A 24,743-nucleotide genomic window follows, 5' to 3' on the forward strand; every position below is an offset into this window, starting at 1 on the left:
TATGGGAGTAATCGTCAGGTGTTAGAACGACTATCGTGGAAAGCCCTCGTTTGGGGGCTATGTCTATTTTGCTTACCTGCTTTTATATTATCGCTTTTTATCGGGCATCTTCCTTGGTTGCTGGTGGTATCTCTACTCAGCGCACTTGTGTGGCATGCCTATAACTTGCTGAAATTATCTAAATGGTTATGGCTAGATCGCTCAGTACTACCTCCGGAAGGAAGAGGGGGATGGGAGCCTATTTTTTATGGTATTCGACAGACCCAACAACGTAATCGTAAACGACGCAGAGAATTAGGCGACTTAATTAAACGTTTTAGAAGTGGCGCTGAAAGCTTACCCGATGCTGTTGTGATGATGACAAATGAAGGGAATATTTTTTGGTGTAATAGCCTTGCTCAACATTTATTAGGTTTTCGCTGGCCCGAAGATAACGGGCAGAATATTTTTAACTTATTACGTTATCCTGATTTCTTACACTATTTTACTGCGGGCGATTTTAGTCGCCCTTTAACTATTTCACTTAATAATGGCTCTATTGTTGAGTTTCGAGTGATGCCATACAGCGAAGATCAACGCTTAATGGTAGCTCGTGATGTGACAGAAAAAAATAAACTAGAAAACTCACGACGTGACTTTTTTGCTAACGTTAGCCATGAATTAAGAACACCTCTCACTGTTATTCAAGGTTATCTTGAAATGATGGAAGAAAATAGTGTTACTAAACCCGCAGAGCATAAAGCGATAGTGACGATGCAAGAGCAAGCTAAGCGCATGGATACGCTTGTTCAACAACTCTTACAACTTTCTCGTATCGAATCTGCTCCTCATATTGATTTAAACAAGATTGTTGATATTCCTGCCATTCTGGCTTTATTACAACAAGAAGCGGACTCATTGAGCCAAGGTCAACACCATATTATTTTTGATGTTGATGAACAGTGGGCTGTCCGTGGTAATGAAGAGCAATTGCGTAGTGCGGTTTCTAACTTAGTGTATAACGCTATTAATCACACTGAAGAAGGCACAACAATTAAAGTCAGTTGGAAGAAAATCCCTCAAGGCATGTTATTTAGTGTCTCAGATAATGGTTCGGGGATCAGCGCTGAACACTTAACTCGTTTAACAGAGCGCTTTTATCGTGTTGATAAAGCTCGCTCTCGTCATTCTGGCGGTACTGGGTTAGGTTTGGCTATTGTGAAAAAATCGCTGCTTCATCATCACTCTCAATTGAATATTGAAAGTAAAGTAGGTGTTGGGAGTACGTTCTCTTTTATCCTTCCTCAAACATTGCTTACCGCTAAAAAAACACACTAGAGTATGTCTTTTTTAAAGCCTTTATCACTTATCTTTAATCTGTGATAAAGGTTTTTTTGTCCCTTTCTTGATCTTTTTAATATCAATAAAAACTAATATCGTAGCGTTAAATTTTAATATTATTAATTAATGGTAACTTTAAATGATGCCAATGCTCAATATTATTGGTGATAAAATGCACAAATCATATCATGTATATTCGATGATATATGACAGTTATAACTAGAGCTGAAAAATAGTTTAGATGATTATTCTGGTTTTAGGATTGGCTATTGCCTTTTTTCATTATAAAAGTTTTACTTGTGAGCAGTTATCGGCAATTTTTTCTATTTAGTACCTAATTGCTCTGCATGAAATGATTATATATGGATATTATCCTGAATAATGACGGCATGAGCTTAAATAGATATTGTTGATTTTATGTTGCGCTACCTTGGCGTGATTTAACCATTATTGTAACTACATATTAACAAAACTTATGGCACATAGATTAACTTCCAGAGATATCCTGGCATTAGGGTTTATGACATTCGCCCTATTTGTTGGCGCTGGCAACATTATTTTTCCTCCTATGGTGGGGTTACAATCAGGCGAATTTGTTTGGACTGCCGCGATTGGCTTTTTGATCACCGGCGTGGGTTTACCTGTTTTAACGGTTGTTGCACTGGCAAAAGTCGGTGGTGGTATTGAGGCATTAAGTACACCTATTGGTAAATCAATGGGATTGTTATTAGCCATTGTTGCCTATCTTGCTGTTGGACCTCTTTTTGCAACCCCTCGTACTGCAACGGTTTCTTTTAAAGTGGGTATTGCTCCTTTAGTGGGTGATACAGAGATGTCATTGCTGATTTACAGCATTGTCTATTTCTTAATTGTTATTGGTATTTCGCTTTATCCGGGGAAATTGCTAGACAGTGTTGGTCATATTCTTGCGCCGATTAAAATTCTGGCATTAGCGATATTAGGTGTAGCTGCGGTCTTTTGGCCAGCTGGTGGCGCTATTCCTGCGACTGAAGCTTATCGTGATATGGCGTTAACTCAGGGATTTATTAACGGTTACCTCACCATGGATACATTGGGCGCTATGGTTTTTGGTATTGTTATTGTTAATGCAGCTCGCTCTCGAGGTATTGATAATTCGTCACTGTTAACACGTTATACCATGTGGGCGGGAATTATTGCGGGTGTATTGTTAACTGCAATTTATTTGAGTTTATTTAAATTAGGCTCTAGCAGCGGCAGTATCATTCCGGGTGCTCAAGACGGTGCTGATATTTTACATGCCTATGTTCAGTACACTTTTGGTAATTTTGGTAGCTTCTTTTTAGCCGTACTGATTTTCTTAGCCTGTATGGTGACTGCTGTTGGTTTAACCTGTGCATGCGCAGAGTTTTTTAGCCGTTATTTACCTATCTCTTATCGTGTATTAGTGTTGATTTTAGCGATATTTTCAGCCATTGTTTCAAACTTAGGATTGAGCAAACTGATCGCGTTTTCTATACCTGTACTGATAATGATTTATCCACCTTGTATTGTGATTATTTTAATGAGTTTCACATTACGCCTGTGGAATAATCCAAGCCGTATTATCGCGCCAGCAATGGCTGTTAGCTTATTTTTTGGTATTTTTGATGCAATAAAAGCGTCTGATTATTTGAAACATTTATTACCAGAATGGGCGACAAAACTGCCATTAAGTGAGCAAGGTTTGGCGTGGTTGATCCCAGTAATCGTGACGATTGTTGTGTGTGGTATTTACGATAGAGTCGCAGGCGCACAGAGTAAAAAAGTGATCCATACTGAAGCCATCAATAAGCAATAAAATACATTGATTGCAAAAGTAAAAAGGGAAACGAAAGTTTCCCTTTTTTAATGATATCTATTTGAGGTATTAATTAACAGAAGTCGAGTTCTGTTTTCTGTGCAACAGGATGCTGATTTTCATCTAAATAGTAATGAACTCCGGCGACGATACCCTCTTCACCTTCATAGAAGATCTTAAAACGGGTACGATTGCCATCATGATAAGCAATCACAGCACTACCGCTTTTTCCTAAGCAGAACTGATGGATATTACCTGTTGAGATACAAATACTGTTATCACCAGATACCGTGACTTTACAGTTATCGCCTGTATTAATTGCTACGGAGTTATTTCCAGTAACATTGATTTGCGCTAAATCACCCGTGTTGGTGACTTTTGCGCGATCTTGAGAGGCAGTAATAAAATTACGTATACCGCTATTGGCGATATGGACACCATTACCTGACGCATAAATTTTTACATCATTGCCACTATTACAAATGCGAGAGCGTCCACCTAAGCTACCGATACGACACTGATTTCCTGTATTACACACTTTTCCTGCGAAACCCGTATTCATTAATTGGTTGCTATAACCCGTGTTGGAAATGCTGTTTTCATCACCAGAAAAAGCCACGATGTTATTATTGCCACATAAAGCGAGATCAGTGCTTAATTGCTGACTTTTTAAGATCAATTGATGCCATTCGGTAGAAAATTGAATATTTTCAGAAGTTGGCAAAGTGTTGTGATAGGGCAGACGTTGTAATGTCACGCCTTGCTGTTGCTCATTGCCGAGCAGGAACAAGATGTTTTCCATGACTTCTTGTTCCTGTTTGGCAAAGGATGCTTCACTAAAATGACGTAAATAAATATATTGAATAAAGCTTTCTATCCACTGTGTACGGCGCTGTTTTATTAACTCACTATGAATAGCACTGTAAGTGCCTCCATCAGGAAAATAACGTAAAAACCAACGATAAAGCGAAGTTGAAACATGCAGCTGTCGTAAGTCTTCTTTTGTTAATCTAATATCTTCCTTTGAAGGGACTGACATATAAGCTCCTTAATCCATGTATTAATTAGTGTCTATGGTAACCATCAACCATACTGCGAAATGTTTGGAATGGTGTTTTTCCTGTTGTACACAGATAAAGGTGACCAATGATAAAAAAGACACTACATACAGCTAATATTTGGTGCGCGATTAATAACCAAGCTTTAAACATTACGGCATCAGCAGGAATAAATGCTGGATTTTGAAGTAAAACACCCGTTATCAAAAGCAGTGGAACTAACGCATACATCACACCTAAATAAGCCATTTGTTGCAGTGGATTAAACTTAACATTAGGTGTCGCTGGGAAGGGATGACCTTCTCCTTTGATAATACCGTAGAGATAAAAACGGGTTTGCATAAAGGCGCGTTGAAACCAGTTTTTACCATCAATACGGTAAAACTTGCCATTACCACCAACAAGGTTAATAAGAACAAAGGACAACCAGCAAACCAAGAGCAGATAACCACAGATTTCATGCACACTGACTAATAACGCGGTATCGTGGGCTGAAAGTAGGGCGAAATGGTTAATGCCACCACTTAGAAGTAACAGAATAAATAAAGAGGCATTACTCCAGTGCCACAAACGAACAGCTTTAGAGTAAAGATAGAGTTTCTCTTCTTTATGCGATTCACCATGAGGTGTGGCAAAGCGATAACGTAAAAAACCATGCAGTGCGAGAACAAGTAGCATGCCAATAAATAATACGCCCGCAACAATTAGCCAAAGAGGTAAATAGTCAGGTGTATAGATTAAAACATACTCTTTTAGTGCGACTTGGAACTGAGCACTGTCTGGCATTGTATTGACGATACTCATACTTTACCCTCCTCTTGAACATGAGGCCCTACACGGCGATAGAGATGCGGTTTTCCTACACCATCAAGTTGATAAATATAGTAATCGTGTGTTTTGAGCCATTCTTGAATTTGAGGACTGTCTTCTCTACCAAATAACAAGGCATTTTGTGGACAAGCACTCACACAAATCGGTGGGAAACCTTTTTGTAATCGAGACTCAAGACAAAAGTCACATTTATCAGCAACATGTGTCACAGGGTTAAGATAGCGGACTTGGTATGGGCACGCTGATATACAATAGCTACAACCAATACATTTATCTTTATTAACACGAACAATGCCATTGGTTTCATCACGCCAAGAAGCACCCGTAGGGCAAACCGGAATACAAGGGGCATCTTCACATTGCTGGCAAGAGTGTCTAAAGAAATGGTATTTATCGTTGTCTTCTTTGAGGCTTAATGGAATATGAGCGATATCCATTCGTGCCATACCATTGGGTACTTTATTTAATCGACGACATGCAGTGGCGCAGATATTACAGCCATTACAGAGCGTCTCATCGTGGATCATGGCATAGCGGATAGGTTTTTTTTCTGCAGTTGCTGCAAGCGCACTTCCTAGTGGTGCACTGAAAAAAATGACCGATCCCATACCTGCTACAAATTTACGGCGAGAAACACGCATTATTTTTGCTCCTCAGTCTGATGATGTTGTAATACCCACATCGAATTTCGTTGATAAGGCTGAACATTAAGGGTTTTCATGTTGTTCAACCTCAATCCATTCAGTTAAGCCTCGTGCTTTGCCGTAACTCATTAACGTATTGCTAAAGAGATAAGGGGCATCGTTTGATGCTAAAACTTGCTGAATATCCTGAAAATCAGGGTGAGTTTTCATCAGTGTCAGTGCATCTTCGATCTCTGAAGCCGTGTACTTAAAGGGTTCAGACATCAACATGCTTTGTTTCAATGGTCGAGGATAGGTTTCGCATTCAAAACGAACTACACCCGCAATTGCTGTACAAATATCTGCATGGCGGTTTAATAATTGCAGTTGTGCGAAGTTATCTGACATAAATTCATCAGAGTAATAATAATCCTCGCCATTGAGACTTAAATGGGCGATATCAATAAACTCGTCGCTCTTTAACGCGGTTTCTAACTGCGCAATGTCCTCTTCAGTCAGAGAATAGGGCGCATCATACAGCGTTGAAATTGCTAATAGTTCACCTTCTTTTGAACATTGACGTATCGCATTCGCTAGATGTTGTTCGGCAGATAATTCTGCTACTTCTTCCGCAACGGGTTCTTCTGCGATATCTGTTGAGGTGTTAGCACTACGTCCAACACCTGTTTCTGATAGTGGCAGTAACCAACGGCGACGAGAGATATCAGGTTGCTCTAAAGCAATATCTGTATCATCAGCGATATCTTGTGGTATAGAAGCCGATGCATTTTGTTCTATCATCATGATCTCCTTCTTTTACCTATTAACTTGGTAATAAACCACGAGATGCTAAATCGTCTGCAACATCTTGTAATCCAAGGCGAACTAAAGTTTCTTTTGTTGGGCAACCTAACTGTGCATCCCAGCCCATTTCTTCATAGAACATGGTAAGAGAAAGCTGCATATCGACTCTGTCCATTTTGTCTGTGCCTTCAGTAAAGACTGGAATATCAGGATCTTTATCGAATACCCATGAACAGATTTGGTCATGCTCATTACGCATATCCATGGTGTTCATTAATTTAACGGTATAAGCGCGGTGTAAAGTGAAGATACGCTCTGAGGCTAAATCCAGATCTTTAGAAGTGGTTGGTTCACCTGTGATAGCGGTAAAGAATTTGGCTTCCATTTCTAAGTCACCACGATAATTACGGCTCTTATGAGGAGAAACCGTCATTGGCCATACCCAGTTACATAAGGTGACCGCATCGTGTAAGCAACTACGTAAAATTGTCCACTTGGTATAAGCAATTTTGGCTTTATTGATTGGTGTATAGTTTTTGGTTTCATCAAAAGCATCACCAGAGCCAAATAGCTCACCTGCAATCTCTTTTTGTAGTTTTAGAGGTAAACCACTACCGATATAGTTGATATGTGTATGTGTCATTGCATCGCGGTTAAACATACAGTTAACGATAGAACCCACTTGAGCCGATGCTTCATTTGCGTGGTGAATTGGGAAGCCCATTGGTGACCAGAGTTTATTTTTCTTATCAGCCCAATACTCTTCACCTAAATTCCAGCGTTGTGCAATTAGGTAAGAGCCATCAGCAAGATGGCTAAATTCACCTTTGCGATGCGCTAAACGATAGTAGAACTCTTTGATAAATTCAGGGTTACCTTCTTCCAGTTTATCCCATGGGATTTCATTGTATTCGGCTTCTGGTAATACACGTTTAAAGACACCGTGGGTATAACAATACGTGAAGTCGCGATGAAGCTGACCGTAGTTACACCAAAGTCCCATATCATCAAAAATATTCAGACCCACTAAGTTACCAACAACGTTACCATCCCCTTTTTTCTCAACATCCTTAGGGCCATTAGGGAAAATGGTTGTGTGAACGAAGTTAGCGACACAAGTGTTACCACCTGTTTGTGGCACACCAAATTTTTTTGCTTGTGGAACATTGAGTTGAGCCATACAACGGATAGGGCAAGAGTGACAACCACCCATTTTCACGGTGTATTCTTCTGCTTCTGGACCTAAGTCAAAGGTTGATTTCATTGTTCTGAAACCAACAGTATTGATATCACCTGGAGGGATTTCACCTGTTTCAATTGGGCCACCTTCAGCCGCTCCCCAATACAGACCTTTACGTGCAGTCCAACGAGAGCCTGGGTGTGAATATTCTGCCCATGATTGTGGTGTACTTGGTACAACGTGGTTGTTATTAGAGCCAATCAGTTGTGTCATCATATAGTCGTTAAGTTCTTTTAACGCTTTTCGGTCAGCAACGTTAACCCCACGGCTACCTTCGACAACAATGGCTTTTAATTTTTTAGAACCTAAAACTGCACCAACACCAGCGCCACCACTGTGGTTACGGCTATTAATAATGCCAGATAAAGGTACGAGGTTTTCACCAGCAGGACCAATAGTAGCAACACAAGCTTCAGGACTTGTTTGAGCACATAACTCTTCTGTGGTCTGACGAACACCTTTCCCCCATAAGAAGGAGGCATCTTCAATAGAAACTTGGTCATCATCAATATGGATCCAAACAGGCTTATCTGATTTACCTTCAATAATCAGAGAGTCATAGCCTGCAAACTTCATCCATGCTGCAAAAAATCCACCCATATGAGCATCAACGACAAGATTGCCACGAGTAAAGGTGGAAAGAGAGGTGATATTGACGCGAGAGCTACAAGGTGCGCCCGATCCAGTTAAAGGTCCTACAGCGAAGACAACTTTGTTTTCTTCATCAAAAGGTTTAACGCCGGGAGCAACCTCTTCGTACATAATTTTGTAGCCAAAGCCCATACCACCAATCAAAAATTTATATTTGCTTGAGCTTTCACGAGTGATGGCACCGGTAGTTAAGTTGATTCTTAGAATATTTCCAGTCCAGCCGTTAGTCATAATATTGCTTCCTAATCTAAATGTGGTTCAGTGATGTGATTGTCTGGATTTATTAAACAGTAATTTCTTTCCATTCAATGATTTGCAGAGCACCTGTTGGGCACGCTGATGCACACTCACCACATAAATTACATTTGCCGGATTTTTTAGTTTGTGGATTGACAGTTGCCATCATCCACGGACAAGCTGTTGTACAGGCGGCACAACCAATACAACGACGTGTATCAACGACAATACAGCCAAACTCTTCTTGATAACGGATAGCTTTTACCGGGCAGACCTTCATACATTCAGGATCTTTACATTGGCGGCATGTATCTGTTGTAAAGTTTAAATCGCCATAAAGTCCACCACCGGAGCCAATGCCTTTATCACCAAAATAAAAATGACGATGGATTTTGGTGCGTGAGAAGAAGGAACCTACGCTTCCATCATTCCATGTTGTACATGCTGTTTCGCAGCGGTGGCATCCTGTGCAACGCGCTCTATTTGTGACTAAAACACCTTTAGGTGTTGTGGTTAATTGAATTATTCCGCTATCTATTTCTTCTTGCTTACAACCTAAAAGAGAAAGCAATGCGGGCGCTATTGTGATCCCTGCAAGACCTTTACCGGATATTCGCAGAAACTCTAGTCTTGATAGCCCAATATCTAATATTGGACGATGATGTGTATCAGACATTAATATTTATCTCCGCTTAACTAATTTATATAAGAAATAAGTTGTGACGATAAATTCTTTATTTATCCGCTTGCTTTACCGTTATATAAAAAATATAATAACGGTATCGTTAGAAGATATATTATAAGATTCAACTATTTTTATGATAAAAATACACTGTAATGAAATGTTAAATATTTGTATTTACAATGTGTTATCTCCACTTTTTGCATATTTTTATTATCCTCTTTGATAGTGTGGGTATTAAAAAATTTATACTGTGACAATTATCATAGAAATAAAAATAATCAGTGCTATTAATTTAGTTTAATTAAATGATTATTGTTTTTATCTGTAATTAAGAAAGAGAATAAATACCATTCATATATATTCTGTTATTGAAGTTAAATTAAAGGTGATTTGCTCTTATATTCTATCTAATATTATTGTTTTAATAATAATTTGATATTCAATATTAAATATCTATCTAATCAAAAATAGATATTGATTATTATTAATAGAATTAAATATGAATAAATTGTAAAACCATGACTAGATCATTTTTATAAAAAAAGAAACCTTATCTAATAGAGAGAAGGTTTCTTTTGTTTGTTTGTTTGTTTGTTTGTTTTATTTGATGCCTTTATTGCTAGTAACCTACGGCTTTACCTGCTGGACGACGAACATCATTTGATCCATAAAGATAACCTTCACGGACTGCACCAGAAACAGCGGAATCATTACCTGATGATGCTGGGATCACACCTTCTTCTCCTGAGAGTCCGACCATAATAAGTTCAGCCGCTCCCCATGGAGTCTGTTCTACCATTTTATATCCCATGGCAGAGAGTTTTTCTAAAGTGTCTTTTGATAATCCTCGTTGCTCATAATAAACCTCATCCGGCAACCATTGATGGTGAATACGGGGGCTATTAACTGCTTCTTGCGGTGGCATACCAAATTCAATGATATTCAGTGCTGTTTGTAAGGTAATTGAGATAATGCGAGAACCTCCCGGTGATCCTAAAATAAGGAAAGGTTTACCTTCCTTAGTCACAATCGTTGGGCTCATTGATGATAATGGGCGTTTTAATGGTGCAATACTATTACGCTCACCTTGCACTAAACCATATAGGTTTTTTTCGCCGACTTTGGTTGTAAAATCATCCATCTCGTTGTTGAGGAAAAATCCAGTTCCCGGTGCGATGACTACGGCACCGAAACGACCATTTATAGTATAAGTGGTTGAAACAGCGTTACCATTTTTATCTATAACTGAGTAGTGCGTTGTTTCAGGGCTTTCATGAGGAGCGATACCGGGTTGTACATTTTCTGATGGCGTGGCTTCATTTGGTTTGATTTGTTGGCGTATTTCTGTGGCATAAGCTTTATTTAATAACTTTTCCGTAGGGTTTTTAATAAATTGGGGATCACCAAGAAACGTATTTCTGTCCATATAAGCATGACGCATAGCTTCTGTTAAAATATGAACATATTCAGCTGAATTAAAGCCCATCGATTTAAGATCGTAACCTTCCAAAATATTTAGCGTTTGGCAGATAGTGACTCCACCTGAACTTGGAGGTGGTGCAGAAATAAACTCATAGCCTCGGTAAGTACAGGTGATAGGTTTGGTTTCTGTAATAGTAAAATTAGCAAAATCTTCTTGAGTTAACAGGCCATTATGTTGTTTCGAAGCTTCTTCAACTTTTTTAGGGATCTCTCCTTGGTAAAATGCATCAGAACCTTGGCTTGCGATGAGTTCCAATGTATTAGCTAAATCAGTCTGAATTAGGCGATCACCGGGTTGCCATGGTGTTCCATCTGGTTTTAAGAAAATTTTTGCAGACTCAGGATCTTGTTTAAAACGCTCTGTTGTCGTTTCTAACACATCAGTATCAGCGCGGGTTAAAATATATCCCTCTCTTGCAAGCTTAATTGCAGGCGCCATGACATCTTGGCGTGAAAGCGTACCGTATTTCTCTAATGCTGAATTCAATCCTTTTACTGTGCCGGGTACTCCTGAAGCAAGATAACCATATAGGCTGGCATCTTTAATCAAATTTCCATCTTTATCTAAATACATATTCTTAGAAGCAGAAGAGGGAGCAGTTTCCCTAAAATTGATAAAAGTATTTGTGCCATCAGCAAGGTGTATGGTCATAAAACCACCGCCACCAATATTACCACAGCAAGCATTTACGACAGCTTGTGCATAACCGACGGCAACGGCAGCATCAATCGCGTTACCCCCTTTTTGTAAAATGTCATTCCCGACTTGAGATGCGAGGTGTTGAGAGGAGACAACCATACCGTGTTGTGCTTCAACAGCGGGTTCATAGGCTGCATAAAGTGAATGTGAGAAAAGGGTAGTGAGTAATAGCAGGTGAGTTTTTTTTATCGTAATCATTATTATCTCCATTAATAACAGGGAGTTATTTTGAATAGATACAAATATAGAATTTTACGCTGTTATTAATATGAATTAACAATTGCGTAACAATAAGTATAGAGAGAGGTTATTGGTGATGAGAATTTTTTTTGATGTGATGATCACAAAATTATCTTTAAGCAGATAAACAATAAGCTTATGTATAACTAATAACAGTAATAAATAGAGTTGATAAAAAATGAAAAGATAAGTGTGGAATAAATAAAAAAAGCCTGTTTTCACAGGCTTTTAAAAATGCGTTAGCTTACTGAACTATTACAGTTTGCCAGAGTTTGCTTTCAGGTATTTAGCAACGCCGTCTGGAGATGCGCCCATACCTTCTTGACCTTTTTCCCACTGTGCAGGACAAACTTCGCCGTGCTCTTCGTGGAATTGCAGTGCATCAACCATACGGATCATTTCGTCGATATTACGACCTAAAGGCAGATCGTTAACGACTTGGTGACGAACAACGCCTTCTTTGTCAATCAGGAATGAACCACGCAGCGCAACGCCTGCTTCTGGATGTTCGATGCCGTAAGCTTTGATAATGTCGTGTTTGATATCAGCAACCATTGGGTATTTAACTTCACCAATACCGCCATCATCAATTGGAGTTTTACGCCATGCGTTATGAACGAATTCTGAGTCCATAGAAACGCCGATGATTTCAACACCACGTTTTTTGAATTCTTCAAAACGGTGATCGAATGCAATCAACTCTGAAGGGCAAACGAAAGTGAAATCCATTGGCCAGAAGAAAATAACGGCAGGTTTGCCTTTGATAAATGAATGCAGGTTGAAATCATTAACAATCTCACCATTACCTAAAACGGCAGCAGCTGTGAAATCAGGGGCTTTGCGAGTAACCAGAACCATAATGTACTCCTGTAAATTGAAAGAGTTTATACTCGTCATATTTCAAGTTGTAGCGTTGTTGACTGCGTTCATTCGCACTAGTCACATACTTTTGTATGCTCCTAGCGACTCATTCGCTTGTCGCCTAGCTACACCTCGAACTATTTAGAGTAAATTCAGAGCGTATACCCTGTTTATACTCGTCATATTTCAAGTTGTAGCGTTGTTGACTGCGTTCATTCGCACTAGTCGCCTAGCTACATCTCAAACTATTTAGAGCAAATTCAGAGCGTATACCCTGTTTATACTCGTCATATTTCAAGTTGTAGCGTTGTTGACTGCGTTTATTCGCACTAGTCACCTAGCTACATCTCAAACTATTTAGAGCAAATTCAGGGTGTATACCCTGTTTTTAAATGATGCATACAGCATAAATAATCAATCGCTATTGATAAAGTCAAACAGAACAATCTATTTGATAGATTATAGCTATCAGCTTAATACAATAAAGTAGGATTATTTATGACTCTTTGTATAACGATTCATTCTAATCAACTTTGGAAATGAATACTATGCTTGTTAACAAATCGTTACGAATAATATGATAAATTGACTCAGCATCTCTTTGATATATCAAATATAATTCGACAATATGACAAAAAGATGAAATTCAAAATGGCAATTAAATGTATCAGTCATCAAGTTGGTGATGCTGTGCTCTTTCTAGCAATTGTGGATAAAACTGCCAAAAAATCTCACTTAATTCATCGTAATGTGTTTCGAGTACGATATAAGAGCCTGCAAGTGCGCTTAATCGTGGCCTTCTTCTCGCCATTCCTTTCAATGTTTGAGCAATATATGCTTTGTCAGCATAGCGAATTAGCCAAGATTGTGACCATAAATACTCATTAAGCTCTTGAAATTTTTCAGGCGTTTGCCATAAATCTGGTTCAATAATATTTCGAGTCTTGGTGACAAATTCAGTCAACGGTATATCGGGTTCAAACTTTGACCAGTTTAAAGAAAGAAAGTGATCCCAAAAAACATCTAAGGTAATCGGTGAAACTCGGCGATATTCATCAGGAAATAAAAGGCGAGCTTGTTTAACTAATGGGTGTGTATCAGTGAGTACATCAATACGTCTATGCATACGAATGCCCTCAATAACAGCTTGGCTGTAATCAGAGCTAGGTGCGCCTTTGACGTAATCTGCCATCATATTGCCTAATAGAGAGCTTTTTGCCCTAAAGGCCAGATGTAAGTGAGCAAGATAATTCATCTCATCATCATAGCGCTTTTTGAATAAAAAAGGGCTTCTTTGTTGCACTGATAAGCTGGCAGCACTAGACTAGTCCGCCTGTTTTTTATGAAAGTAGTCGTTTAATTATGCGTGTATCAGACTTTACATTTGAATTGCCAGAAGCCTTGATTGCTCACTATCCTCAACCTCAACGCAGTGGTTGTCGTTTACTCTCTTTAGAAGGTGAGACAGGTGCTTTATCACACGGTATTTTTACCGATGTGTTAGATAAAATAAATGCCGGTGATCTACTGGTTTTTAATAATACTCGCGTGATCCCTGCGCGTATTTATGGCCGTAAAGCGTCAGGCGGTAAAATCGAAGTGTTAGTTGAGCGTATGCTTGATGAACATCGTGTTCTTGCCCATGTTAGAGCCTCTAAATCACCAAAAGAAGGCGCTGCACTTGTGCTAGGGGAAGATGAAAGTGTACAAGCAACTATGGTTGCGCGTCATGATACACTTTTTGAAATTCGCTTTGATGATGAAAGAGATGTTCTCACCATCTTAAATAGCATTGGGCATATGCCTTTACCTCCTTATATTGATCGCCCAGATGAAGAGTCTGATAAAGAACTTTATCAAACGGTCTATAATGAGCGTCCAGGTGCTGTCGCCGCACCTACTGCGGGATTACATTTTGATGAACCATTACTTCAAGCCTTAAAAGAAAAAGGTGTGGAGATGGCATTTGTTACACTGCATGTTGGTGCTGGTACTTTCCAACCAGTGCGTGTTGATAACATCGAAGAACACACAATGCATTCTGAATACGCAGAAGTACCACAAGAGGTGGTTGATGCTGTATTAGCGTGTAAAGCGCGTGGTAATCGAGTAATTGCAGTGGGTACAACCTCTGTTCGTTCTTTAGAAAGTGCTGCGAAAGCAACAAAGGATGCGTTAATCGCGCCTTTCTTCGATGATACCCAAATTTTTATTTATCCGGGTTATCAATATCAAATTATTGATGCATTGATTACGAATTTCCATTTGCCTGAATCAACTTTAATCATGCTGGTTTCTGCTTTTGCAGGGTATAAAAATACCATGAATGCATATAAAGAAGCTGTTGAGCAAGAGTATCGTTTTTTCAGTTATGGTGATGCGATGTTTATTACTCGTAATCCTTTAGCTATCAATGAAAAAGTAGGACAAGAATAAAGATTTATTATTCTTTTTAACGTTTTTCTTCGTTTTATGAATTGTTATTTCAATTTTATTGCTTAATCCCTTTGACTAAGCACGAGTTTTTGTTGAAGTAACATATACAGCCGTCTAACAAATGATTAGAATGTGCTGTTTTTTATTGCGCATTGGACTGTTTTTCTGATGCTTGGAGGATAAGTGAAATACGAATTAGACAAAACCGACGGTAATGCTCGTCGCGGTCGCCTTATTTTTGAACGTGGTGTTGTTGAAACACCTGCATTTATGCCTGTGGGTACTTACGGCACAGTAAAAGGAATGACACCTGAAGAAGTAAAAGCTACAGGTGCACAAATTCTTTTAGGTAACACTTTCCATTTATGGTTACGCCCTGGTCAAGAAATCATGAAATTGCATGGCGATTTACATGATTTTATGCAATGGCAAGGTCCTATTTTAACGGATTCAGGTGGTTTCCAAGTCTTTAGTTTAGGCGCAATGCGTAAAATTAAAGAAGAGGGTGTTCACTTCCGTAATCCTATTAATGGCGAAAAGATTTTCTTAAGCCCAGAAAAATCAATGGAAATCCAATACGATTTGGGTTCTGACATTGTGATGATTTTTGATGAGTGTACGCCATATCCTTCAGATTGGGATTATGCAAAAAACTCAATGGAGATGTCATTACGTTGGGCTAAACGTAGTCGTGCGCGCTTTGATGAACTCAATAACAAAAATTCATTATTCGGTATTATTCAAGGCGGTGTTTACGAAGATTTACGTGATATCTCTGTAAAAGGGCTAGTCGAAATTGGTTTTGACGGTTACGCTGTCGGCGGCCTTGCGGTCGGTGAGCCTAAAGAAGATATGCACCGTATTTTAGAGCATGTCTGCCCTCAAATTCCTGCGAATAAACCGCGTTATTTAATGGGTGTTGGTAAACCAGAAGATTTAGTTGAAGGTGTTCGTCGTGGTATTGATATGTTTGACTGTGTCATGCCAACACGAAATGCACGAAATGGCCATCTGTTTGTAACCGATGGTGTCATTAAAATTCGTAATGCGAAACATCGCTCTGATACATCAACACTTGATGAACATTGTGACTGCTATACCTGTAAAAATTATAGCCGTGCTTATTTACATCATCTTGATCGTTGTAACGAAATTTTAGGTGCAAGGCTGAACACTATTCACAACTTACGTTATTATCAACGTTTGATGGCTGAAATTCGTCAGTCTATTGAAGACTCACGTTTTGAAGAGTTTGTACACGAATTCTACGAACGTATCGGAAAACCCGTCCCACCGCTAAATGGCAGTGCGACTAAGTGTGAATAATGTATACGAGAAAGCCCAATTCTGTGTATGATATTGGGCTTATAACTTGAATATCGTCGATATCGACAACAATGAGGAAAAGTGAATGAGTTTTTTCATTTCTGATGCTGTAGCTTCTGCTGGACAAGCAGCACCTGAAGCTAGCTTTATGTCTATTTTACCGATGTTAGTGATCTTTATTCTGATTTTCTATTTCATGATCCTACGTCCACAGCAAAAACGTACTAAAGAACATCGTAAACTGATGGATTCTATCGGTAAAGGTGATGAAGTTTTAACGACTGGTGGTTTAATTGGTCGTGTTGTTAAGGTTTCAGATAACGGCTATATCGTTGTTGCTCTGAATGAAACAACTGAAGTAACTATCAAACGTGACTTTGTTGCCGCTGTATTACCTAAAGGCACAATGAAAGCTATTTAATAACATTTCCCCAAAGGGAAAAGGGAACTGCCGTGCTAAACCGTTATCCTTTGTGGAAGTACCTGATGTTGATAGCCGCTATCCTCATCGGTCTGCTTTACGCACTTCCTAACCTATATGGTGAGGATCCGGCTGTTCAAATCACTGGCGCGCGGGGAACCGCCGCCAATGAGCAAACACTGGATCAAGTTCGATCTTTATTAGATAAAGAAAAAATTGAAGCGAAATCTATTGCACTTGAAAATGGTGCGATTTTGGCTCGTTTCGGTAATCCTGACATTCAGTTACGTGCCCGTGAAGTGTTGTTGCCTGCATTAGGCGACCAGTTCGTTGTTGCACTTAACCTTGCACCGGCAACACCAAAATGGTTAGAAGCCATTGGCGGTGAGCCGATGAAACTGGGGTTAGACTTACGTGGTGGTGTTCACTTCCTGATGGAAGTTGATATGGAAACTGCGTTAGGTAAACTTCAGGAACAAAATGTTGAAAGTCTACGTACATTATTACGTGACGAAGGCATTCCGTATTCCTCTATCCGTAAAACGGATAACTATGGTGTTGAAATCCGTTTCCGTAATTCGGATGATCGCTCTAAAGCTTCAGATTACCTAACTCGTCGTAATCAAGATCTCATTTTTAGAGATGGCGCAAATAACTCATTAAGAGCTATTTTTACTGACGAACGTTTACGTGATGCACGTACTTATGCTGTACAGCAAAACATCACTATCTTACGTAATCGTGTTAACCAGTTAGGTGTTGCAGAGCCATTAGTTCAACGTCAAGGCGCTGACCGAATTGTTGTTGAATTACCGGGTATCCAAGATACCGCTCGCGCTAAAGAAATCTTAGGTGCGACAGCAACATTAGAATTCCGTTTAGTCAACACTACCGTTGATCCTTCTGCTTTAGAAACAGGTCGTATTCCGGGCGACTCAGAAGTGAAATATACCCGTGAAGGTAGACCAACTATTCTTTATAAACGCGTTATTTTAACGGGTGACCACATTACTGACTCAACCTCTCAGGCTGATGAATATGGTCAACCTCAAGTGAATATTTCACTTGATAGCGCGGGTGGTTCTATCATGTCTAACTTTACGAAAGACAACGTCGGTAAACCGATGGCAACACTGTTCGTAGAGTATAAAGACAGCGGTAAACGCGATGAGAATGACCGAGCTGTATTGGTTAAAAGTGAAGAAGTTATCAACGTTGCGAATATTCAGAGTCGTTTAGGAAATAGCTTCCGTATTACGGGTATTTCAAATGCGAATGAAGCACGTCAATTATCTCTGTTATTACGTGCTGGTGCGTTGATTGCACCTATTCAAATCGTTGAAGAAAGAACGATTGGTCCAACTTTGGGTCTGCAAAATATTACCCAAGGTTTAGAAGCGTGTTTATGGGGTCTGATTGCGTCAGTTGCCTTTATGATAATTTATTATCGTAAATTTGGTGTGATTGCGAGTACTGCATTAATGGCAAACTTAGTGTTAATCGTTGGGGTAATGTCACTATTACCGGGCGCAACACTGACCATGCCGGGTATTGCGGGTATCGTATTAACACTTGCCGTCGCCGTCGATGCCAACGTACTGATAAACGAACGTATCAAAGAAGAGTTACGTAATGGTCGATCAGTACAGCAAGCAATCCATGAAGGTTATAAAGGTGCCTTCTCCAGTATTATTGATGCGAACTTAACCACATTAATTACAGCTGTGATCCTTTATGCAGTCGGTACCGGCTCAATCAAAGGCTTTGCTATCACAACTGCAATCGGGGTTGCAACATCCATGTTTACCGCTATCGTCGGTACTCGTGCGATTGTAAACCTGCTGTATGGTGGTAAACGCGTTAAGAAACTGTCTATTTAAGGAGCACGTTGTGGCACAGGATTATACTGTTGAACAATTAAACCATGGTCGTAGAGTCATAGACTTTATGCGTTGGGACAACGTCGCCTTTAGTATTTCGTTTCTGCTTTTGATAGCATCAATTGCTATCATTTCCGTGAAAGGATTTAACTGGGGACTGGATTTTACAGGTGGTACAGTAATTGAGATCAATCTCAGTCAACCAGCCGACCTTGATAAAATGCGTGATAGCCTAGATGCAGCGGGCTTTAAAGATCCTCTGTTACAAAACTTTGGTAGCAGCCGCGATATTATGGTGCGTATGCCTCCTGTTGAAGGACAGGCAGGTCAAGAATTAGGTAAGAAAGTTATCGATGTTATTAATGCTGAAGTTGATAACGATGCTGTGGTAAAACGTATTGAATTTGTTGGGCCAAGTGTGGGTAGTGAATTGGCTCAAACAGGTGCTATGGCGTTATTATCTGCACTTATCTGTATTCTTATCTATGTTGGATTCCGTTTTGAATGGCGTTTGGCGTTAGGTGCGGTTATTGCACTTGCGCATGACGTTGTGATAACACTAGGTGTTCTTTCACTGTTCCACATAGAAGTTGACTTAACCATTGTGGCGTCATTGATGTCTGTTATCGGTTACTCACTGAACGATAGTATCGTTGTATCAGACCGTATTCGTGAGAACTTCCGTAAAATTCGTCGAGGAACATCATATGAAATTATGAACGTTTCTCTGACTCAGACATTAAGCCGTACCATCATGACATCAGCAACAACATTACTGGTTGTATTAATGCTGTATATCTTTGGTGGCTCAATGCTAGAAGGCTTCTCTTTAGTTATGTTAATCGGTGTTTCAATCGGTACTATTTCTTCTATTTATGTGGCTTCTGCATTAGCACTGAAAATGGGAATGAAACGTGAACACTTGATTGTACAAAAAGTGGAAAAAGAGGGTGCCGATCAGACAACACTCTTACCATAATAGAGCGTTTTTCTGATAAAACATCGCAAACACCCTGCCAGTGTATACTGACAGGGTGTTTTTTGTTCACTGAACAGGTACACTGTTTATGAGTATTGTCAAAAGTAGGAATAACTATGCATTGCCCATTTTGTGGAGCCGTAGATACCAAGGTAATTGATTCCAGACTTGTTGGTGATGGTTCACAAGTGCGCCGTCGTCGCCAATGTCTTGTTTGTCATGAACGTTTTACTACCTTTGAAGTAGCAGAGTTAGTGATGCCTCGTGTTGTGAAAAGTGATGAAATACGTGAGCCTTTTGATGAAGAGAAACTTCGTCGAGGTATGCTTAAAGCATTAGAAAAACGCCCAGTTAGTTCAGATGATGTTGAAGCTGCGATAAGCCATATCAAATCACAACTAAGAGCGACGGGTGAAAGAGAAATACCTTCAAAAGAAATTGGCAATTTTGTTATGGAACAACTAAAGAAACTCGATAAAGTGGCTTATATTCGCTTTGCTTCTGTCTATCGTAGTTTTGAAGATATTCGTGATTTTGGTGAAGAAATTGCAAAATTACAGGATTAGTATATTAATACTGTGATTTAATTAATGATTTGATAAATAACGATAAATAATAAAATTACATGTAATTATTATGACAAATAACAACAACAATCCAAGTGAAAATGAAAGCCTGCATGATGAACACTATATGCGCCGAGCCATTGAGCTTGCAGCATTAGGTCGTTTTACAACATCGCCTAATCCTAATGTGGGGTGTGTGATTGTAAAAGAGGGTGAGATTATCGGTGAAGGTTATCATCATCACGCAGGTGGTCCTCATGCTGAAGTCAATGCATTAAAAATGGCAGGGGATAAAGCAAAAGGGGCGACAGCTTATGTCACACTTGAGCCTTGTAGTCACTTTGGTAAAACACCACCTTGCGCTGATGCCTTGATTAATGCAGGTGTAAAACGTGTTGTTGCTGCTATGCAAGATCCTAATCCTCAAGTTGCAGGTCGTGGCTTGCACAAATTATTATCAGCCGGAATTGATGTTTCGCACGGTGTTTTAATGCAAGAAGCTGAAAAACTTAACGTTGGGTTTTTTAAACGAATGAGAACAGGCTTCCCTTATATCCAGCTAAAATTAGGTGCATCTTTAGATGGCAAAACGGCATTAGCATCGGGAGAAAGCCAATGGATAACTTCTAAAGCATCTCGTCGAGATGTACAAAATTTCCGAGCTCAAGCGAGTGCTATTTTAACGACAAGTTCAACTGTACTTGCTGACAACCCTTCAATGAATGTGCGTTGGGATGAGCTTTCAGATGAAATCAAAGCTATCTATCCTGAAGAAACGTTACGTCAACCTATTCGTATTATTACTGATAGCCAAAATAGAGTGATTGAAAATCATAAAATTACTCAAATTGAAGGCGAATGCTGGTTGGCGCGTACAAAATCACAGCCAAGCAACTGGCAAGGCAATGTATCAGAAATCCTGTTACCAACGAATGGCAAAAACAGTGGTGTGGATTTAGTTTTATTAATGATGCAATTGGGTAAACGCAACATCAATACCGTATGGGTTGAAAGTGGCGCTCATTTTGCTGGTGCATTATTAGAGGCAGGGCTTGTTGATGAGCTTATTGTTTATATTGCGCCTAAAATTTTAGGGGATGATGCACGAGGATTATTTGCACTTTCTCCACTTTCATCATTATCCGAAGCACCTGAATTTACAGTAGATTCTCTCCAACAAATTGGCTCTGATATCAGAGTTTGTTTAAAACCTCGTTATTAATAGACGCAAATAAGTGTGTCTACGGCGCTATTTGTAGTAAAATGGCGCCGTGTGTGTTATTTCCTGTCGTTACGACATCGTTATCAGCCAACTAAATGCCTTGATTTATCAAGGGTTTTTGGCTCCTTTGCTGTGTAATAATAAAACAGAGCGCAGTAAAGGAAAGAATATGATAAAATCCGCGCCCCGCGGATAGGAGAAAAAGGTAACCTATGAACGTAATCAAAGGTGTTGTCGCGGCGCCAAATGCACGCGTAGCAATTGCAATTGCCCGTTTTAATAACTTCATCAACGACAACCTATTAGATGGTGCGGTTGATGCATTAGAACGCATTGGACAAGTTTCCTCTGAAAATATTACTGTTGTTTGGGTTCCAGGCGCTTATGAGTTGCCATTAACTGTTAAAGCATTAGCAGAAAGCGACAAATACGATGCAGTTATCGCATTAGGTACTGTTATCCGTGGTGGAACCGCACATTTTGAATACGTTGCTGGCGAATGTAGTTCTGGCCTATCTCAAGTTGCAATGCAAAGCGAGATCCCTGTGACTTTTGGTGTATTAACAACTGAAAACATTGAACAGGCTATTGAACGCGCTGGAACTAAAGCGGGCAACAAAGGTGCTGAAGCGGCAATGACAGCACTTGAAATGATCAATGTACTTAAAGCCATAAAAGGCTAATCATCTGTTTTAACTTAAGGGGAATTTTGTGAAACCTGCTGCTCGTCGTCGTGCTCGTGAGTGTGCTGTTCAAGCTATCTACTCATGGCAATTATCCGGAAATGACATCGCGGATGTGGAATTGGAGTTTTTATCCGAGCAGGATACCCAAGGTGTAGATATTGCTTATTTTCGTGAGCTTTTAGTGGGTGTTGCCATTAATGCAACACGTTTAGATAAGGCAATGGAACCTTATTTATCCCGCCAACTTGAAGAATTAGGTCAAGTTGAAAAAGCAATTTTACGTTTAGCAATGTTTGAACTTAGCTTCCGTGAAGATGTTCCTTACAAAGTTGCGATTAACGAAGCGATTGAACTGGCTAAGGTATTTGGTGCTGACGATAGCCATAAATTTGTTAATGGCGTGCTTGATAAAGCTGCACCAACTGTACGTAAAAAATAACGTTTTTCACGTTTCCTCTATGGTAAATAATTCAAGGCCGGTATTTCCGGCCTTTTGTTTAATAAAGCTAGTCTAGTATGCATAGCTCAATAGGAAATAGATAATGCCTTGTGGTGAATTTTCCCTTATTAAGCAATATTTCACTTCACAGCCTGTAAAACGAAAAGATGTGAGTACAGGAATTGGGGATGACTGCGCAATATTGACGGTACCTGAAAAGCAACAAGTCGCTATTAGTACTGATACTTTAGTGAGTGGTATTCACTTCCTTCCTTCTATCTCACCTGAAGATTTAGCTTATAAAGCACTTGCTGTTAATATTAGTGACTTAGCTGCCGTTGGCGCAGATCCTTCTTGGGCTTCATTAGCTTTAACGCTACCGGATACAAACAGTGAATGGCTTGAGGCATTTAGCCGTTCTTTCTTTGCGTTAGCTGATTATTATGCAATCCAGTTAATTGGTGGTGATACTACTCGTGGCCCTTTAAGTTTAACAATCACAATACAGGGGCTTGTTCCACAAGGAACTGCATTACTTCGTTCTGGTGCTAAAATTGGTGATTGGATCTATGTTACGGGTTTCTTAGGCGATAGCGCAGCAGGGCTTGCTGTATTACAAAATAGATTACAGCCGACAGAAAAAGAACATAGTGATTATTTTGTCGCACGGCATTTGCGCCCGCAGCCTCGTTTACTACAAGGTCAAGCATTACGCCATTTAGCGACATCTGCGATTGATATTTCTGATGGACTTATTTCAGACTTGAACCATATTCTCACAGCCAGTGGTTGTGGTGCTCGCTTAAATTTAGATGCGTTACCATACTCGCCAGCGATGAAAGCGGAAGTGAGCGAAGAACAAGCAGAGATTTGGGCATTAAGTGGTGGTGAAGATTATGAGTTATGCTTTACGGTACCTGAAATCAATCGTGGTGCTTTAGAGATTGCATTAGCGCATACTGGGGCAGATTTTCATTGTATAGGGCAAATTATGCCAATTGCTGAAGGCATTCGTTATTTACGTGATGGCAAAGATGTTTACCCTAATCTCAAGGGGTTTGATCATTTTAGTGAGTCTAACGAGTAACTTCACTTTAATTTAAAGGCGCTTTATTAGCGCCTTTAAGAATATTTTGAAGAGGTAATTACATTAGGTTCTTTCAGCTTTACGTTTAGCAATACGTTCTTTTATGGATACTATATCTAGTACAACACCTTTGTTTGCGCCTGACGTTTTCACTGCAACTCTCGTTTGGGGTTTAACTGAATTATTCATACGAGAGCCTCCTTTTGTTTGCGGAATATTGGTCAAATTATGCTCATGGATAAATGAGGTGTCAACCGATTTGATTTCTCGTTCTAGCTCCTCTTTATCTCTTTCCCGTTCATTATCCATCATCAATATTAATTCACTTAGTTCTTCTTTATTACCACAGTTTTCTTTAATGAGATGGAGAATTTTTTTATTATATTGCTCTATTTTTTCTGAATCCAACCAATTTAGTTTATCAACAATAAGATCTTTTTCTAGCCACTTAATATAATCAAAACCTCCACCAGAACAGCGATCTTTTATAGAGGCTGAATTCATACTTATTTTAATAAAGTGATCATCGTATTTGATGAAATCATAATGTTGGCCATTTATAGTAATTATTTGAATATTATTTATATAGCACTCAATTGCATATTCAGAACCAGATCCAGCACCATAAAAGATATAATTATAGTTTTTCGTTGTAGTCGCACCTTGAAAATAAACAACTTCACCATTTTTTCTATCTACTTCAATAAATTCACAAACATCGTCATCCATATTTGAAAGAATACCTATTAGTGTGGCATATTCTTCATCTACTCCTATTTTATCTCAAATATAAAATGCCAATATAGCTAATATTGCATTTATATAACCAGAATAGAATATGATACTATCATCAAGAACATAAAATTTCTTAAAAGGTGCAGGAGCAGGATTATCATCGCAATCAGTCCATAGCCTATCTGCTGCCACAAATGTTAAATTTTGAGAAATAATTGTAGTCATTACTTGTAATGGTATGATTCAATTTAAAAAGAATTTAATGATTCTATATTGATAAGGAATAAAAGTGAAAATATATTTTATACTTAAATACTTAAATACTTAAATACTTAAATACTTAAATACTTAAATACTTAAATACTTAAATACTTAAATACTTAAATACTTAAATACTTAAATACTTAAATACTTA

The 24,743-nt window shown here is 39.1% G+C and carries 22 protein-coding genes; 12 read left to right on the forward strand and 10 right to left on the reverse strand.

Features of this window, described 5'->3' with window-relative positions; translation table 11 throughout:
- The first annotated feature begins 18 nt into the window (after window positions 1-18).
- Window positions 19-1,317 carry a phosphate regulon sensor histidine kinase PhoR gene (gene phoR, locus AB4J89_RS15000; RefSeq protein ID WP_368469772.1) on the forward strand — a complete coding sequence of 433 codons (1,299 nt, stop codon included), beginning with the start codon at window positions 19-21 and terminating at the stop codon, window positions 1,315-1,317.
- 478 nt (window positions 1,318-1,795) lie between these two features.
- Complete coding sequence (gene brnQ / locus AB4J89_RS15005; protein WP_088493718.1) at window positions 1,796-3,139, forward strand: branched-chain amino acid transport system II carrier protein; 1,344 nt, start codon at window positions 1,796-1,798, stop codon at window positions 3,137-3,139.
- Window positions 3,140-3,212: 73 nt separating this feature from the next.
- On the opposite strand, the gene ydhT is transcribed toward brnQ, so the two are convergent.
- The 9 genes from ydhT to AB4J89_RS15050 form a co-directional block, all read right to left on the reverse strand.
- Window positions 3,213-4,178 (reverse strand): protein YdhT, encoded by a 966-nt coding sequence (gene ydhT, locus AB4J89_RS15010; RefSeq protein WP_368469775.1) that lies wholly within the window; start codon window positions 4,176-4,178, stop codon window positions 3,213-3,215.
- A gap of 25 nt (window positions 4,179-4,203) precedes the next feature.
- Entirely contained in the window at window positions 4,204-5,001 is a 798-nt protein-coding gene (gene phsC / locus AB4J89_RS15015) for a thiosulfate reductase cytochrome B subunit (protein ID WP_270754297.1), read from the reverse strand.
- Window positions 4,998-5,669 carry a 4Fe-4S dicluster domain-containing protein gene (locus AB4J89_RS15020; RefSeq protein WP_088493715.1) on the reverse strand — a complete coding sequence of 224 codons (672 nt, stop codon included), beginning with the start codon at window positions 5,667-5,669 and terminating at the stop codon, window positions 4,998-5,000. The genes phsC and AB4J89_RS15020 overlap by 4 nt, the downstream gene beginning before the upstream one ends.
- Window positions 5,670-5,735: 66 nt before the next feature.
- Window positions 5,736-6,455, reverse strand: coding sequence for a YdhW family putative oxidoreductase system protein (locus AB4J89_RS15025; RefSeq protein WP_194951848.1), 720 nt, complete (start codon window positions 6,453-6,455; stop codon window positions 5,736-5,738).
- A gap of 19 nt (window positions 6,456-6,474) precedes the next feature.
- Window positions 6,475-8,577 carry an aldehyde ferredoxin oxidoreductase gene (locus tag AB4J89_RS15030; RefSeq protein ID WP_088493713.1) on the reverse strand — a complete coding sequence of 701 codons (2,103 nt, stop codon included), beginning with the start codon at window positions 8,575-8,577 and terminating at the stop codon, window positions 6,475-6,477.
- Window positions 8,578-8,629: 52 nt separating this feature from the next.
- Complete coding sequence (locus AB4J89_RS15035) at window positions 8,630-9,259, reverse strand: ferredoxin-like protein (RefSeq protein ID WP_006535141.1); 630 nt, start codon at window positions 9,257-9,259, stop codon at window positions 8,630-8,632.
- 628 nt (window positions 9,260-9,887) lie between these two features.
- Window positions 9,888-11,648: a gamma-glutamyltransferase gene (gene ggt / locus AB4J89_RS15040; RefSeq protein ID WP_088493712.1), complete on the reverse strand. Its 1,761-nt coding sequence runs from the start codon at window positions 11,646-11,648 to the stop codon at window positions 9,888-9,890.
- A gap of 297 nt (window positions 11,649-11,945) precedes the next feature.
- The gene (locus AB4J89_RS15045) at window positions 11,946-12,548 is read right to left on the reverse strand and encodes a peroxiredoxin C (RefSeq protein ID WP_072069413.1); all 603 of its coding nucleotides are present in this window, start codon (window positions 12,546-12,548) and stop codon (window positions 11,946-11,948) included.
- Between the two features lie 670 nt (window positions 12,549-13,218).
- Window positions 13,219-13,806 carry an ACP phosphodiesterase gene (locus tag AB4J89_RS15050; protein WP_088495960.1) on the reverse strand — a complete coding sequence of 196 codons (588 nt, stop codon included), beginning with the start codon at window positions 13,804-13,806 and terminating at the stop codon, window positions 13,219-13,221.
- Between the two features lie 107 nt (window positions 13,807-13,913).
- Here AB4J89_RS15050 and queA point away from each other — a divergent pair, with 107 nt between their 5' ends.
- The 10 genes from queA (at window position 13,914) to thiL (ending at window position 23,593) form a co-directional block, all read left to right on the forward strand.
- Window positions 13,914-14,987 (forward strand): tRNA preQ1(34) S-adenosylmethionine ribosyltransferase-isomerase QueA, encoded by a 1,074-nt coding sequence (gene queA, locus AB4J89_RS15055; protein ID WP_194951852.1) that lies wholly within the window; start codon window positions 13,914-13,916, stop codon window positions 14,985-14,987.
- A gap of 183 nt (window positions 14,988-15,170) precedes the next feature.
- On the forward strand, window positions 15,171-16,313 hold the full coding sequence (gene tgt / locus AB4J89_RS15060; protein WP_036911729.1) for a tRNA guanosine(34) transglycosylase Tgt: 1,143 nt from the start codon (window positions 15,171-15,173) through the stop codon (window positions 16,311-16,313).
- A gap of 85 nt (window positions 16,314-16,398) precedes the next feature.
- Complete coding sequence (yajC, locus tag AB4J89_RS15065; RefSeq protein WP_006535133.1) at window positions 16,399-16,734, forward strand: preprotein translocase subunit YajC; 336 nt, start codon at window positions 16,399-16,401, stop codon at window positions 16,732-16,734.
- A gap of 32 nt (window positions 16,735-16,766) precedes the next feature.
- Window positions 16,767-18,614, forward strand: a complete 1,848-nt coding sequence (gene secD, locus AB4J89_RS15070) for a protein translocase subunit SecD (protein WP_088493710.1) — start codon at window positions 16,767-16,769, stop codon at window positions 18,612-18,614.
- Window positions 18,615-18,624: 10 nt separating this feature from the next.
- Window positions 18,625-19,593, forward strand: coding sequence for a protein translocase subunit SecF (gene secF, locus AB4J89_RS15075; RefSeq protein ID WP_088493709.1), 969 nt, complete (start codon window positions 18,625-18,627; stop codon window positions 19,591-19,593).
- Between the two features lie 116 nt (window positions 19,594-19,709).
- On the forward strand, window positions 19,710-20,159 hold the full coding sequence (nrdR, locus tag AB4J89_RS15080; protein WP_006535128.1) for a transcriptional regulator NrdR: 450 nt from the start codon (window positions 19,710-19,712) through the stop codon (window positions 20,157-20,159).
- 70 nt (window positions 20,160-20,229) lie between these two features.
- Window positions 20,230-21,381, forward strand: coding sequence for a bifunctional diaminohydroxyphosphoribosylaminopyrimidine deaminase/5-amino-6-(5-phosphoribosylamino)uracil reductase RibD (gene ribD / locus AB4J89_RS15085; protein WP_368469782.1), 1,152 nt, complete (start codon window positions 20,230-20,232; stop codon window positions 21,379-21,381).
- 212 nt (window positions 21,382-21,593) lie between these two features.
- A complete protein-coding gene (gene ribE, locus AB4J89_RS15090; protein WP_088493707.1) occupies window positions 21,594-22,064 on the forward strand; it encodes a 6,7-dimethyl-8-ribityllumazine synthase in 471 nt (156 codons plus the stop codon).
- 28 nt (window positions 22,065-22,092) lie between these two features.
- On the forward strand, window positions 22,093-22,506 hold the full coding sequence (gene nusB / locus AB4J89_RS15095; protein WP_006535124.1) for a transcription antitermination factor NusB: 414 nt from the start codon (window positions 22,093-22,095) through the stop codon (window positions 22,504-22,506).
- Window positions 22,507-22,609: 103 nt separating this feature from the next.
- On the forward strand, window positions 22,610-23,593 hold the full coding sequence (gene thiL, locus AB4J89_RS15100) for a thiamine-phosphate kinase (protein WP_088493706.1): 984 nt from the start codon (window positions 22,610-22,612) through the stop codon (window positions 23,591-23,593).
- A gap of 63 nt (window positions 23,594-23,656) precedes the next feature.
- Here thiL and AB4J89_RS15105 read toward each other — a convergent pair whose 3' ends face one another.
- On the reverse strand, window positions 23,657-24,322 hold the full coding sequence (locus tag AB4J89_RS15105; protein ID WP_102949410.1) for a hypothetical protein: 666 nt from the start codon (window positions 24,320-24,322) through the stop codon (window positions 23,657-23,659).
- Window positions 24,323-24,743: the final 421 nt, after the last annotated feature.

It is taken from the genome of Proteus sp. STS61-E, assembly GCF_040932335.1.
Classification (GTDB): Bacteria; Pseudomonadota; Gammaproteobacteria; order Enterobacterales; family Enterobacteriaceae; genus Proteus; species Proteus mirabilis_B.

Coding starts and splice junctions, on each gene's coding strand:
- ggt (WP_088493712.1), bottom strand. CDS start 11,648: ATGATTACGATAAAAAAAACTCACCTGCTATTACTCACTACCCTTTTC.
- AB4J89_RS15025 (WP_194951848.1), bottom strand. CDS start 6,455: ATGATGATAGAACAAAATGCATCGGCTTCTATACCACAAGATATCGCT.
- AB4J89_RS15045 (WP_072069413.1), bottom strand. CDS start 12,548: ATGGTTCTGGTTACTCGCAAAGCCCCTGATTTCACAGCTGCTGCCGTT.
- brnQ (WP_088493718.1), top strand. CDS start 1,796: ATGGCACATAGATTAACTTCCAGAGATATCCTGGCATTAGGGTTTATG.
- nrdR (WP_006535128.1), top strand. CDS start 19,710: ATGCATTGCCCATTTTGTGGAGCCGTAGATACCAAGGTAATTGATTCC.
- AB4J89_RS15050 (WP_088495960.1), bottom strand. CDS start 13,806: ATGAATTATCTTGCTCACTTACATCTGGCCTTTAGGGCAAAAAGCTCT.
- ydhT (WP_368469775.1), bottom strand. CDS start 4,178: ATGTCAGTCCCTTCAAAGGAAGATATTAGATTAACAAAAGAAGACTTA.
- AB4J89_RS15035 (WP_006535141.1), bottom strand. CDS start 9,259: ATGTCTGATACACATCATCGTCCAATATTAGATATTGGGCTATCAAGA.
- yajC (WP_006535133.1), top strand. CDS start 16,399: ATGAGTTTTTTCATTTCTGATGCTGTAGCTTCTGCTGGACAAGCAGCA.
- AB4J89_RS15030 (WP_088493713.1), bottom strand. CDS start 8,577: ATGACTAACGGCTGGACTGGAAATATTCTAAGAATCAACTTAACTACC.
- ribD (WP_368469782.1), top strand. CDS start 20,230: ATGACAAATAACAACAACAATCCAAGTGAAAATGAAAGCCTGCATGAT.
- thiL (WP_088493706.1), top strand. CDS start 22,610: ATGCCTTGTGGTGAATTTTCCCTTATTAAGCAATATTTCACTTCACAG.
- AB4J89_RS15020 (WP_088493715.1), bottom strand. CDS start 5,669: ATGCGTGTTTCTCGCCGTAAATTTGTAGCAGGTATGGGATCGGTCATT.
- queA (WP_194951852.1), top strand. CDS start 13,914: ATGCGTGTATCAGACTTTACATTTGAATTGCCAGAAGCCTTGATTGCT.
- phsC (WP_270754297.1), bottom strand. CDS start 5,001: ATGAGTATCGTCAATACAATGCCAGACAGTGCTCAGTTCCAAGTCGCA.
- ribE (WP_088493707.1), top strand. CDS start 21,594: ATGAACGTAATCAAAGGTGTTGTCGCGGCGCCAAATGCACGCGTAGCA.
- AB4J89_RS15105 (WP_102949410.1), bottom strand. CDS start 24,322: ATGGATGACGATGTTTGTGAATTTATTGAAGTAGATAGAAAAAATGGT.